This window comes from Chryseobacterium sp. HNCC26DJ239 (assembly GCF_057180445.1).
Map to the genome: position 1 here is coordinate 21,628 of NZ_JBXUGJ010000004.1, position 13,358 is coordinate 34,985.

At 34.5% G+C, this 13,358-nt stretch carries 9 protein-coding genes; 6 read left to right on the plus strand and 3 right to left on the minus strand.

Annotation, left to right across the window (positions count from 1 at the left end; translation table 11 throughout):
• Nucleotides 1-22 precede the first annotated feature (22 nt).
• The 3 genes from AC2A1D_RS09235 to AC2A1D_RS09245 form a co-directional block, all read right to left on the minus strand.
• Nucleotides 23-3,460 (minus strand): T9SS type A sorting domain-containing protein, encoded by a 3,438-nt coding sequence (locus tag AC2A1D_RS09235; RefSeq protein WP_484043351.1) that lies wholly within the window; start codon nt 3,458-3,460, stop codon nt 23-25.
• 221 nt (nt 3,461-3,681) lie between these two features.
• Nucleotides 3,682-4,821, minus strand: coding sequence for an EpsG family protein (locus AC2A1D_RS09240; RefSeq protein WP_484043352.1), 1,140 nt, complete (start codon nt 4,819-4,821; stop codon nt 3,682-3,684).
• On the minus strand, nt 4,822-5,823 hold the full coding sequence (locus tag AC2A1D_RS09245) for a hypothetical protein (protein WP_484043353.1): 1,002 nt from the start codon (nt 5,821-5,823) through the stop codon (nt 4,822-4,824).
• 150 nt (nt 5,824-5,973) lie between these two features.
• Between AC2A1D_RS09245 and AC2A1D_RS09250 the strand changes: the two genes are divergently transcribed.
• The 6 genes from AC2A1D_RS09250 to DarG all read left to right on the plus strand — a co-directional run bounded on the left by AC2A1D_RS09250 (nt 5,974) and on the right by DarG (nt 13,357).
• On the plus strand, nt 5,974-9,636 hold the full coding sequence (locus tag AC2A1D_RS09250; protein WP_484043354.1) for an MMPL family transporter: 3,663 nt from the start codon (nt 5,974-5,976) through the stop codon (nt 9,634-9,636).
• Between the two features lie 98 nt (nt 9,637-9,734).
• Nucleotides 9,735-10,649: a dialkylresorcinol condensing enzyme DarA gene (locus AC2A1D_RS09255; protein WP_484043355.1), complete on the plus strand. Its 915-nt coding sequence runs from the start codon at nt 9,735-9,737 to the stop codon at nt 10,647-10,649.
• Between the two features lie 2 nt (nt 10,650-10,651).
• Nucleotides 10,652-11,794, plus strand: a complete 1,143-nt coding sequence (gene darB / locus AC2A1D_RS09260; RefSeq protein WP_484043356.1) for a dialkylresorcinol biosynthesis protein DarB — start codon at nt 10,652-10,654, stop codon at nt 11,792-11,794.
• Nucleotides 11,794-12,225, plus strand: coding sequence for a hotdog family protein (locus tag AC2A1D_RS09265; RefSeq protein WP_484043357.1), 432 nt, complete (start codon nt 11,794-11,796; stop codon nt 12,223-12,225). The genes darB and AC2A1D_RS09265 overlap by 1 nt, the downstream gene beginning before the upstream one ends.
• A 52-nt stretch (nt 12,226-12,277) precedes the next feature.
• Nucleotides 12,278-12,718, plus strand: coding sequence for a hotdog family protein (locus tag AC2A1D_RS09270; protein WP_484043358.1), 441 nt, complete (start codon nt 12,278-12,280; stop codon nt 12,716-12,718).
• 234 nt (nt 12,719-12,952) lie between these two features.
• A complete protein-coding gene (gene DarG, locus AC2A1D_RS09275) occupies nt 12,953-13,357 on the plus strand; it encodes a flexirubin biosynthesis protein DarG (protein WP_484043359.1) in 405 nt (134 codons plus the stop codon).
• The last annotated feature ends 1 nt before the right edge of the window (nt 13,358 follow it).

The following is a 13,358-nucleotide window of genomic DNA, read 5'->3' on the forward strand; positions in this document are numbered from 1 at the left end:
TTTAAAATTTAAACTTTTACAGTTACTTTTTCAAAATTTTCACCACCAATTCTGCATCATTTATTCTTACTAAATAAAATCCTTTGGTAAGGTCTGAAATATTAGTTCGGTTGTTTTCAAACTTTCCTTTTCTTACCAACTGACCCGATGCGTTATAAATTTGATAGTAATAATCTTTGTTTACATCTGCTTTGATGTATAGATAATCTTGCACAGGATTTGGGAATAAAGAAATCTGATTTTTGGTTTCCTTTTCCACAAGTTCTTTCTGCGTAAATACATTGGTCGCTTGGAATGAACCAGCCTGCGTTACTGGAATTGCCGGAATTGGCCCTGCTTCGTTTCCTGCTGCATTGGTTTTCACTTTTACGCAACGACAATTCATCCCAAAATAAGGGTCGTTATTATCGTGAAAAGCAATCATCCTATTGGCAGATGATGCGGCATCAAATATGATATTTACGGACCTTCCGATATAATTGGAATTCATAGCGCCCGTCCAAACTCCTGGATATTGGTAATTATTCATATTAAACGTTCCGGTTGGCGTTTGATTGGCGGTTACGCTTCTAAAACCGCGAGAGCCAGAATTAGGGAAATTTCCAACATTATACGCAGAATTATTGTACATATATCCTATCGTAGTGGTTGTACTGTTTCGTACTCTCGTTCCAAGATAATCATTAATTACGCTGTAGCTTGTCGCCACTTTTTTATCCACTTTATACCATGGTGAAATTCCAAAATCGCGGTTGCTTATAATTGCTGTGCTTGTAACATCTGGTATTCTCCATCCTTCCGGACAAGGATCGTAAACCGATTTTTCGCCACCTCTTCCCCATCTGTCTGCAGCTAAATTGGGTTCATCTAAAATCCAGTCGGTTCCATTGGTATAATTCGGAACTGAAGAATTATAAGGTGCAAACGTACTTGGAATCATATAAACTAAAGGATTTTTAACCGAATACGAAATCACTTTTGCTAATTTTTCCGGAACTGTATCTTGAGCAACCAAATTCGCATTAGATGCGTTAGAATATGTGTTATATGGAACAATGTAATTCCCTGAAAGATTATTATAGTTTGCGTAACTCAATGCGGTATATGTAATAGCACCTGTAGCACTTACATTTCCTAAATAAATACTATATGAAGCTCTGTTGTCTGTATGCTGAAACGGCGGAATCGGATCTTTTCTTCCCCACTGATATTGCATTCCTGTAGAAGCTCTAATCTGAGCCAATTCTGTTGCATCCGGTGTTAAAGGATTTGCCACCATTGGAAAAGCAGCTGTTGCCCCAAGATTTCTGTCCATAAATTCTGTCTTCAGAACATCTCCTTTCTGAACATAATTAACGTAATTAGGCGCAGCAGAGTTAGGCGTTTCTGTTGTGTAGGTGTACGAACCAATTGCAGTATCAGTCACCCAAATATGCCACGACCAATATACAGGATTGGTAATACTTCCGTTGTGGAGGGTAATTACCGCATTCCCACTCTGGTTTGGATTTACATTTACCTGAATTTTTGTAGCAGATAAATCTGCATACCCAGAAGGTGAAGGATTGGAAAGTGAAACAGAACCAATTAACGCTGTGTTTGTTGTCCACAAAACATTTGCTTTTAAACTGTTGTAATTAGAAGAGTTTAAAATTGCTTTATTATTCAACAACTGACTTTGAACTGAAAATGCTTTAGACACAGGAATTTCAATTAAAGAAGAAGTTGTACTTTTTACGATTTGATACGAGTTTGGATTTTTTAAACCTACTGTATAATCCAAAGGCTCATCATAATATTCTGTAGGATAATCATAATTCAGCACTACATATCCAGGATCCTGAATACATCTACATGCATTAGCATCAGAAGTTTTTGCAGTGGAAGTAGGCATATACCAATATCTACCTTTTATGGTAGGATCTGCAGGATTTGGCAGATCATTTTGATACTTATCCGGAACCATATATAACGCTCTTGCAGAAACGGCCGGTGTGGCATCAGAAAGCCTAGTCATAGTGGCTGTCCACAACCCCACTTGATGCTGATCTGTATATTGCCCTTGCTGAGAATTGATCGCCAACTGACCTGTTCCCGGGAAATTCCCCATATTGAATCCACCTACAGAAGTCATATCAAAACCTACATTTGGATACACTTTAAAACCTGTCATAAATGAAGGGACTCCTGTATCAGAAGGCTTTATAATATGATATCCTGAACCTTCAAAAGCAGCTCTTCCTAAATTTGTACGTACTCCGAAAGGTGAAAAATCAATCCTCACATCGTCTACATAAGAAGATGAGGCTAAATTAGCAACCAACATAGATGGAAGTCTCCATCCGTTCGGACAAGGATCAAAAGGAGATTTTTTTCTATAAGGTGATGCAGCAGAATCCACATTATAAATAGCTTCAATTTTTCCTTCGGAATTATCCGACCACAAATTAAGCTCACCAAGCTCACTATCCGGAATATCAGTAGAATCACCAAACCAGTTGTACATCAAATTAGCATTATTATTGTAAAAAGCAGGACCTGAAAGATCATCTTTATAAACATAAATAGGGCTTAATGGATTATTTATAGAAAGTGTGATATTGTTTTCTATAGAAGCGTTAGTAACAGGTGTGAAAATTCGTAGATTATCGAAATTGGTTGCATTGGTAAAGTTTTTTGCACCACGATGCCTAATTCTACCCACACTTCCAGAAACTTCATAAAAATCGTTTCCCCTTAAAACTAAAGGCGGGATTGGATCTTTTCTTCCCCACTGATAAAGTAAACCACCACTTCGATTCCATTCTCCGGCTGTATTTGAAGATGAAATTGCTCCGAGATTTCTATCCATCCACTTCCATTCTGTGGTTGGTATTACCTCTGTTCCACCGTCTGCAACTTCTCTTTTTACATTCTCAAAACTTCGATAAGTAGAGCCATTGGTAGGATCATCTGTTACCCAGATATGCCACGACCAAGCCACTTTACCATCCACCTTGAAAACCACCACAGCGTTTCCTTTCTTTGCTTTATTTATGGGAACGATAATTTTGGCATCTTCCATAGAGCCCGTTAGACGAAGTCTGTAGCCTCCACTTGTCTTGATAAGACCATGATTGTCTTCCCAGAGAAGCTCGGCGGTAGCTCTACCGTCGTAGTTGAATTCGTCTCTCTTTAAATACTTGTAGAAAGTCCAGACTGCGTAAGCCTTTTTTACGGGGATATAAATCCCGTCGTTGGAAGATGATGGATCGAAAATATAGCTATTAGGCGCATACAGCCACGGATAGGTATACATTCTAGACGCATTTGCGTTCTGATCTAGCGGAATCTTTGCCGCATTTACAATGTGATTTGATTCGTTCTGGTTAACAAAATCTTTTTGCTGAGCGTAAGCTCGGGAGCTGCAAAACAATAAACCAAACGAAGCTATCACAGGAAAAATAGTTTTCTGTTTCATAGCAATATTGTGGGATATTATTTTCCATTCATTTGGTGTTCGTTCTTAATTAGCTATACAAAAAAATGCCAAAACACTCACTATACTTAGACATTTTTAAATATAAACCAATTAACATTGAAGAATATTCAACGCAGACAAAAATATACATTTAAACGGATAATTTGTAAAAAACTGAAATAAATTTGTAAAATAAATTTAAATTTTTCTAGAAATCCCTATTATGGGAGAAGATAATTCTTGTAACGTTCTATCGTGAAGTTCCCATTAACAATGTTTTTGAAGCTAGAGAAAACCACAAAATTAAAAGCAAAAAGTGCAATGATAAATGCGTAAATAAGTCTTTTCATACTGTCGTTTACCACATACATAGTATTTATAATAATGATATATGAAAAACCAATAAATGAGCCTGCAAGACGAGAAGAAAAAATTGGGTTGTTTCTGAATATAAAATACGCACAAATCCCGATAACGGCATAGTTTCTATGATATTCGTAATAAGGAAATTTTTCTTTCATTTGGTTGTCAAAAACAAACAAAAAGAAGGTGAGAATTGCCATCATTCCTTCCGGAACACCAAAACCTCCATTTAGACGAGTTACCGTTTCATCTACATATCCGTTAAAACCTTCCACCAAGACATTATCTCCTGCAAAACCATCTAAAAACCCACCAAAACTACGGTAGATCTCAAACGGAGACAAAAATACTGATGCGATAATAGAACCCAACATCACAGCTTTATTCAAAGGAATTCTAGCTACCCAATACATGGGAAGAAAAACGTACACCACATTATGAATGCCCGCTCCTATAAAGATAAATAAAACATATAAAAAAAGTTGTTTCGATTTGATAAACCGAATCGCATAATATCCAATAAATGAACCCAAACACTGTCTAATCTGGCCACTTTCCCCAATAAAAAAACCAGGAATAAACATGAACAACATAAAGGTAAAAGGATAAAAAGTATTATCATCAATATACTCTATTTTGAAATACATGGTAATAGCAGCTATCACCAAAGTAAGCATATAAAAAGGCGCATTGAATATATTGAGCATAACTTTGTTAATCAAAACAAAAAGCCATTCTAGCTCAAAAGGCATAGGAGGATCGAGATAAATCGCTTTACAAAAAATACTTACATAATCAATCTGATCAGAGTAAATATAAATACCAACATAGCTTCCATAATCCGGCCCCACATATTTTCTTAAACCCGCGACAATAATTAAAAAAATAGCCAAATACCACTGATATTTTTTATCTATTCTGCGACCAAAAACTTCCTGTGCACTGAAAATTAACAGCACAAAAAAGATAATAAGGTAATACGGGTGAAATAAACTCATCTAAGCTTTCTGAAAATTATTAATGTTTTGACTAGAAATAACCAAAGCGCCCAACAAAAGAGGCAAAAAAAGACGCGTTTCCCAAAACAATCCTACAAATGTAATCATGGCAATATAGGGAAACGAGAACAATATAAAGTTTTGAAAAATTTGTTTTTCAGCAATTCCGCAGAGTGTATAAACAAAATACAGGGAAATGACACCAAAAACTAAACCCGCCAAATTAAACGGACTCGTAAAATTTTTCATCAAATAAAACCCTTCTGCAAGCGAAGCTTCCTGAGAAATTGCCAATCTTAAACCTACGTAAGGCAAAATAAAAGCAAAAACTACAAGTGCAATTTCTTTATAAAAACGAAACTCTTTCAAAGAAAAGTTTTTATAATCGAAAAGCAAAGAGGCAAAAAAGGCAATGTTCAAACAGGAAGTTTCTCTTACGAATGTGGAAATAAAAATGGTAAGACAAAGAAAAAACAAATCTTTATTTTGTCGAAATTTCGCAAACCTCAAACTAAAAAAAACACCCCATAAGAAAAAGAAAATCGCAATAGAATCGCAATTTGTAGGAACATATTGCACAATAACCATCAAAAAAATCCCTGCCAAATGCAAAAGCTTTCGCACTCTTCCGTCTGAAGCAAACAAATTCGGGCTGAATTTTAATATTTTATCTAAAACAAAAGAGCTTCCCAAAAAGAAAACGAGATTAATCAAAAAAATACTGTGATAAAAAATCGTTCCCTGTTTTAAAATAAATGGTTTTGCAGAAATTAAACTGCTATTAACAAAATTTTCAAGAAAATCTGGGACAATTACACTCAAAAAATTAGGAATCACACGATATGCATACACCGAAGAAAACATAAAATCTGGAGCTTTCTCCATCGTTTTAAGCTTTACATAAGACGATTCAAAACCGTAATACACCATGAAAAACAACAAAATCGGTAGAATTGCTGTAAAAAGAACTGCACTAAGTTTTTCATCACGATTTTGCGACATATAATTGAGGGGAATGTTGTGTTTTTTGCTTTCGTTATAAAGACCAAGCTTTGCAAAAGTAGAATAATTTAATGATTATCCGCAAAAGTTAAATCATAAACTTTTGACCTTAAGTCTAAAAAATTAAATTTGCAAACCTGAATCAATATAATGCATCGCTTTTTTATTTCTTTATACTACCTCATCAAAAGAAACAGAATTATTACTGTTTTTACGGCATTACTCATGTCTTTGGTGTGCTTTTTCTTTATTTCAAAAATTAAGTTTGAAGAAGATATTACGCAGATCATTCCCAAAAGCGAAAAGAGCGACATCACTGCAAAAGTCTTAAAACAGCTCAATTTTTCTGATAAAATCATCGTTATCATCGAAAACAAGTCGAAAAATACAGATTTTCAGTTATCAGAAACCGCTGATGCTTTTTTTAACAAAATTCAGCCATTAGAAAAATATATTGGTTCGGTTCAAGGAAAAGTAAATGACGAGGAAATTTCAAAAACTTTCGATTTTGTAAACGAAAACCTTCCTTTATTTTTAGATGAAAACGATTACAAGACAATATCACAAAAAATTAATAAAGACAGCATTGCAAAACAGGTAGAGAGCAATTACATTTCTTTGGTTTCACCCACGAGTTTAGTAACAAAACAATTCATAAAAAAAGATCCTCTTGGAATTACTTTTTTAGGATTAAAAAAACTAAACTCTCTAAATATCAGCAAAGATTTTAAACTAGAAGACAATTACATCGTATCGAAAGATGGCAAAAATCTTTTGCTTTTTATTGAACCTAAAAACAAAAGTAACGACACCAAAAACAACGAAGTTTTTATTGATCGTTTAAACGAAATAAAAACAGAGCTGAACAAAAAATTCGCAGGAAAAACAGAAATCAGCTATTTTGGATCGCCCGTCATAGCCGTTGCCAATGCGAAACAAATAAAAAAAGATATTCAGAACACGGTTATTATTTCGATGACTTTGCTTTTGATTATCCTTATTTACTATTTCAGAAATTTCTTCACGCCACTTATCGTTTTTCTTCCTACGGTTTTTGCCGTTTTGCTGTCATTAATGATGCTTTATTTTCTTAAAGACAGAATTTCTGCAATTTCTCTAAGTGTAGGTGCTATTTTAATAGGGATTACCATAGATTTCGCCCTTCATATTCTTACGCATTACAAACACAATAACAATATCGAAGAGCTTTACAAAGAAATTACCCAACCTCTTATTTTAAGTAGTACAACTACTGCAATTTCTTTTCTATGTCTTGTTTTGGTAAAATCGGAAGCCTTAAAAGATCTTGGTATTTTTGCTGCAATGAGCGTTATTTTTTCTGCAGTTTTTGCTTTAATTATTATTCCACAACTGTACAATCCAAAAGAAAAAGAAACCAAAAGCTCCAATTTTATCGATAAAATAAGCTCTTATCCTTACGAAAAAAATAAACCTCTCATTTTAGGCTGCTCCGCAATTATCATTGCTTGTCTTTTTGGATTTAATAAAGTGGGGTTTAATAACGATATCGGAGATTTAAATTTCGTTCCTGATGATTTAAAAACAAGCGAAGCGAAGCTTGAAAAACTTTCAGATATTGCTTCAAAATCTATTTACACGATTTCTTACGGAAATTCTGAAGACGAAGCTTTATCACAAAATGCAAAACTTTCAGAATTTTTAGAAAAAGAAAAGCAAGCTAGTAAAATTTTAAGCTACAACTCCATCGGAAACATTGTTTTATCGAAGCAAGACCAACAAAAAAAGATTGAAGATTGGAAAAACTTTTGGGACGAATCTAAAAAATCTAAAACCCTTTCTGAATTGGTGAAAAATGGAAACCAATTCGGGTTTAACGCTTCCGCATTCGATCAACTCAATACAAATCTGAATAAAACGTATTCTACCTTAAACTTAAAAGATTATTCAACGGTAAATGCAATACAAATTTCAGAATTCATAAGTGAAGACAATGGTTTTTACACGGTTTCGAATCTTGTAAAAGTAGACGAAAACAAGCGAGATGCCTTCATGAAAGACTTCGAAAAATCGAAAAACAGTATCGCCATCGACCGCCAACAAATGAATGAGAACTTTTTAGGGTTACTAAAAAATGATTTCAATACACTTATCAATTATTCTCTTCTTGCAATTCTTATCACAATTGTTCTTTTCTTTAGAAATTTCGAGCTCACTTTACTCACCATGTTCCCCATAGTTTTAACCGGAATTGTTACAGCAGGATTATTATGGCTTTTTGGTTTAGAACTTAATATTTTCAGTACCGTTGTTTGTACTTTGGTTGTAGGTGTGGGCGACGATTTTAGTATTTTTCTTACACAAGCAATGCAGAAAGAACATACGACAGGAAAAAACCAGCTTCCAACATACAGAACTTCAATTATGTTGGCGGTTTTCACTACAATTCTTTCGATTGGATCCCTTATTTTTGCGAAACATCCTGCTTTACACTCTTTAGCTTTGGTTGCGTTAATCGGAATGTTTTCTGTTATTGTAATTACCTCCACGTTGTATCCATTCTGGTTTAGACTATTAATTATCAACCGACAGAAAAAAGGGCTTTCGCCCATTACACTCAGATTGTTTTTACATTCAGTATTTTCTTTTCTTTATTATGGTTTAGGAGGTTTGTTTTTCTCTGTTTTTGCAAGTTTCTTTGTAAGAAAATCAAAAGGCAAAACTTTAGAATTCATCAAATTTTTCGTTGCGAAATTTATGGTTTCAGTTTTGTACACGAATCCGTTTGTAAGAAAACACCTTATTAAAAACCCTACTGAAAACTTCGAGAAACCCGTTATCATTATTGCCAATCATACATCATTTTTAGATACTTTGGCAATTGGAATGGTTACTCACAAAATTGTTTTTTTGGTAAATGACTGGGTTTACAACTCTCCTATTTTTGGTAAATTGGTAAGAGCTCTAGGCTTTTATCCCGTTTCGCAAGGCATTGAAGGAAGCCTCGATAAACTTAAAGAAAAAGTAAAGCAAGGATATTCTTTGGTTGTGTTCCCAGAAGCGGAACGTTCTTACACCAACGAGGTTAAAAGATTTCACAAAGGCGCTTTTTATTTAGCAGAAGAGCTTCAATTAGATATTCTTCCGGTTTATATTCATGGAAACTCTGAGGTGTTACCGAAAGGAGACTTCATTATTTACGATGGTAAAATTACGGTAAAAGTTGGCGAAAGAATTAAAACTGAAGACCACAGTTTTGGTATCAATTATTCTGAAAAAACGAAAAAAATCAACGCATATTTCCGTGAAAAATTTGCAGAACTGAGGCAAGAAATTGAAGATGAAAATTATTTCAGAAAAAAATTATTCTTAAGCTTTCTTTATAAAGACGAAGATGTTGTGAAAACTGTAAAAACCGATTTCGAACACAACAGAAGTGTTTATTTACAGCTTAATTCTCTTCTGAAAAAAGATGAAAATATTCTTCACATTTCCGATGATTTTGGTCAAAAAGATGTACTCATTACTTTACAAGAAGCGGGAAGAAGGGTTTTCAGCATGATTAAAAATCAGGAAAAAAGAGAAATTGCGGAGCAAAATTACCTGGTTCAAAAAAGAAAAATCTCTTACATTACCGAATATTCACAGATTAATAAGAAAATTGGCGTGATTTTGGTTTCCGATGCTTCCTTTAAAATCAATGAGAGAAAAATTGATTCCGAAAAAATAATTTTATTGAATCTCCCAGATTTTAGCGAAGATATTGAAGGTTTTGTATTGACAGGAGATTTAGGAAATATCAAAATTTTTGTGAAAGAAAAAGAAATTAACTAAAAAGTTTCGTTTTGTAATTTGTTCAAGAAAATTTTTTAAATTGTAAGCTGAAACATAACCATAAAAGACAAACCACTTTTTGTAATAAGATTTAGTTCATGCAGAAGAATATTTTAGTGATTTACTACACTCAAACCGGTCAGCTAGAAGATATTGTAAAAAATATCGCCCAACCGTTTGAAGATAAAAAAGAAGAATATAAAGTTACTTATTACAATATTCAGCTTAAAAAAGACTTCCCGTTTCCGTGGTCTAGTGATGTCTTTTTTGATACTTTTCCAGAGTCTTATCTACAAATCCCTAGTGAAATTCTTCCGCCTCCTGCAGAAATTTTAAACCAAAAATTTGATTTAATCCTTTTCGGATATCAGGTTTGGTATTTAACACCCTCTATCCCCATTATTTCTTTCCTAAAAAGTGGGTACGCAGAAAATCTGCTTAAAGATACACCTGTCGTTACTATTTCCGGTACAAGAAATATGTGGATGTTGTCTCAGGAAAAACTAAAAGTTTATCTAAAAAATTTCGGAGCAAAACTTATCGGAAATATCGCTTTGGTAGACCGCCACGACAATTACACCAGTGTTTTAACCATTTTGCGATGGTTAACAACGGGGCAAAAAGAAAAATCTGGACTACTTCCTGCAGCCGGAGTTTCGGATGAAGAAATAAACGGAGCCGGAAAATACGGAACTATTATAGAAAAACATTTCAGAACAGGAGATTACAGCCAATTACAACCGGATTTAGTAAAAAATGGCGCAGTAGAAATTCGCCCATTCTTGGTAAGAGTAGAAAAAGTGGGGAACAAAATCTTCACAGTTTGGTCTAACCTCATCATCAAGAAAAAGGAAAAACGCCCATTGCTGATAAAATTCTTTAAGGTATATTTGATGGCGGCAATCTGGATCATCTCACCCATCGTTCTGGTTCCACACCTACTTCTAACACCGATTTTGTGGTGGAAGAGAGAAAAACAAAGAAAATATTTACAAGGAATAAATTACAAATAATAATGAAAGAAGTATACATTACTAAGGCATCTACTTATTTGCCGAATGAGCCGGTTTCTAATGACGAAATGGAAAGCTATCTTGGCTTGGTAAACAACACTCCTTCTAAAGCCAGAGCGCTTATCCTCAGAAATAACAAAATTACGACGAGATATTATGCTTTAGACAAAAACTCGCAACCTACTCACACCAATGCTCAAATTACAGCAAGAGCCGTGGAAGGTTTGTTTGATGAAAAATTTTCTAAAAACGATATCGAACTTCTATCGTGCGGAACCACTTCTGCAGACCAAATTCAGCCTTCTCATGCTTCAATGGTGCATGGCGAATTGGGCTTAAACAAATCTATAGAAATCAACACCTCGATGGGACTTTGCAATTCTGGGATGAATGCCTTTAACTACGCATTTCTTTCGGTAAAAGCTGGAGTAAAAAACAACGCAGTTTGTGTAGGTTCTGAAAGATTTTCTTCTTGGATGACGGCAGATAAATTCAACCACGAAGCTGAAAATTTAAAACTACTGGAAGAAAGACCAATTATTGCCTTCAAAAGAGAGTTTTTAAGATGGATGCTTTCAGACGGAGCCGGAGCTTTCTTATTGCAAGATAAACCCAATGAAGATCAACTTTCTTTAAGAGTAGAATTCATCGATTTTTATTCTTACGCACACGAAATTGAAGCGTGCATGTATTCTGGATGCGAAAAGCAAGAAGACGGAAGTTTAAAATCTTGGGCAGATTATCCTTCAGACGAATGGTTGAAGCAATCTATTTTTGCCTTAAAGCAAGACACTAAAATTTTAGATGAATACATTCTGAAAAAAGGAGCACAAAGTTTAAGAGCCTCTTTCGATAAGCATAATTTAGACCCGAATGATATGGACCACGTTTTGGCACATATTTCTTCTGGCTATTTTAAAGAAGGTTTGAAAGACGAATTTGCAGCCGTAGGATTAGATTTCCCTTGGGAAAAATGGTTCTATAACCTTTCTGAAGTAGGTAACATTGGCGCAGGTTCAATCTTCATCGCAGTAGAACAATTAATGAACAATACAGACAAACTGAAAAAAGGCGAAAAAGTTTTATTGTGCGTTCCTGAAAGTGGAAGATTTGCTTATTCATGCGCTTTATTAACGGTTGTATAATGACAAACACACTTCCTACAACAGACCAGAATTTTGTTGAAAGTTTAATTCCGCAAAAGTTTCCTTTTGTAATGGTAAATGCAATTTCTGAATATTCGCCGGAGCATCTGGTTTCAGGATTTGAAATTAAAGACGACAATATTTTTGTGCACAACGGTACTTTTCAGGCTTCTGGATTAATTGAGCATCAAGCGCAAAGCGTTGCTTTACACACAGGATATCAATATCACCTTTTAGGAAAAGAAGCGCCAACTGGTTACATTGGTGCCATCAAAACTTTTGAAGCGTTGCAATTACCTAAAACAGGAGATTCATTAAGTTCCGAAGTAAAAATCATCAACGAAATGATGGGTGTTACTTTGGTTGAAATCATTACTAAAATCAACGGTGAAATCATTGCCAAATCGGAAATGAAAACCGTCGTAAAATAGAAAATAAAACCTAACGGATTTTTACCAATCCGTTAGGTTTAAAATTAATAAAATGGAGCTAAAACAGGGAGTACCAATCAACATTCAGAGTTTTTTGCCACATCGCGAACCGATGTTGATGGCAGATTATATCCTTGAACTGACTCCAGAACAGGTAACAACCTCGTTCGAGATTAAACCTGATAACGTTTTCGTTCACAATGGCGTTTTTACAGAAGTTGGGTTAATTGAGCACTCTGCACAAACCTGCTCTTCCATTTTAGGACAAAGTTTTTACAAAGGTCCGCACGAAGAAACCAAACTCATCGGTTTTATCACCAATATTAAAAAAATTGAAGTTTTTAAACTTCCCGAAGCAGGAAAAACTATCATTTCTAAAGCTTCTCTCCTTTCCAAATACGACAAAATCTGCAATATTTTCTGCGAAACTTTTTGCGAAGACGAACTGTTGATTCGTACAGAAATATCTCTTTTCATTCAGGAAATTGAGTAAATTTTAATCTGATGAAATAAATTCAGATAATTAAAATTCCCCTAAACACTATTAAAGAATTACTATCATCATTTTTCTTCCAAAAGAAATCTTCAAAAAATTCATTGTATTTTAATTTTAAAAAAGATTTTCCAAAAACTTTTTGAGGTACTAAAATTTTAAATGAGAACACCTTTCCTCATTTTTATTTTCGTTATTTTAGCACATTGATTAAGCCAAAATCGTTCGCAAAAAATGAAAAAACAAGACCTTCCACAAGACGAAAGCAATCTGAAATCGGCAAACATGACAGAAGTTTTGTACGTAACCGATGAAAACGATAACTACACCACCGCCAACAGTATTGGTTGGGAGGCGAAAAAAGCAGCTTTAGACGAGTCGATGGAGCTTATTAACGAGCGTATCGCCGAAGCCAAACAAAATGTGGCAAACAATTTGGTGAGCCCAATCATCTATTTTATGGAGCTTAATAAAATGGATTTCCAAGTCTTGGCTTCTTATGTCGGGATGTGGCAATGGAGCGTAAAAAGACACGCTAAACCAAAAACTTTTAAAAAACTAAGCGATTCTACCCTGAAAAAGTATGCCGATGCCTTCGGAATTTCAGTAGACGAACTAAAAAATTTCGACGGAAAATAAA

Bases quoted from the DNA above. Each gene is read 5' to 3' on its own strand.
- AC2A1D_RS09235 (WP_484043351.1), bottom strand. From the start codon at position 3,460: ATGAAACAGAAAACTATTTTTCCTGTGATAGCTTCGTTTGGTTTATTG.
- AC2A1D_RS09240 (WP_484043352.1), bottom strand. From the start codon at position 4,821: ATGAGTTTATTTCACCCGTATTACCTTATTATCTTTTTTGTGCTGTTA.
- AC2A1D_RS09245 (WP_484043353.1), bottom strand. From the start codon at position 5,823: ATGTCGCAAAATCGTGATGAAAAACTTAGTGCAGTTCTTTTTACAGCA.
- AC2A1D_RS09250 (WP_484043354.1), top strand. From the start codon at position 5,974: ATGCATCGCTTTTTTATTTCTTTATACTACCTCATCAAAAGAAACAGA.
- AC2A1D_RS09255 (WP_484043355.1), top strand. From the start codon at position 9,735: ATGCAGAAGAATATTTTAGTGATTTACTACACTCAAACCGGTCAGCTA.
- darB (WP_484043356.1), top strand. From the start codon at position 10,652: ATGAAAGAAGTATACATTACTAAGGCATCTACTTATTTGCCGAATGAG.
- AC2A1D_RS09265 (WP_484043357.1), top strand. From the start codon at position 11,794: ATGACAAACACACTTCCTACAACAGACCAGAATTTTGTTGAAAGTTTA.
- AC2A1D_RS09270 (WP_484043358.1), top strand. From the start codon at position 12,278: ATGGAGCTAAAACAGGGAGTACCAATCAACATTCAGAGTTTTTTGCCA.
- DarG (WP_484043359.1), top strand. From the start codon at position 12,953: ATGAAAAAACAAGACCTTCCACAAGACGAAAGCAATCTGAAATCGGCA.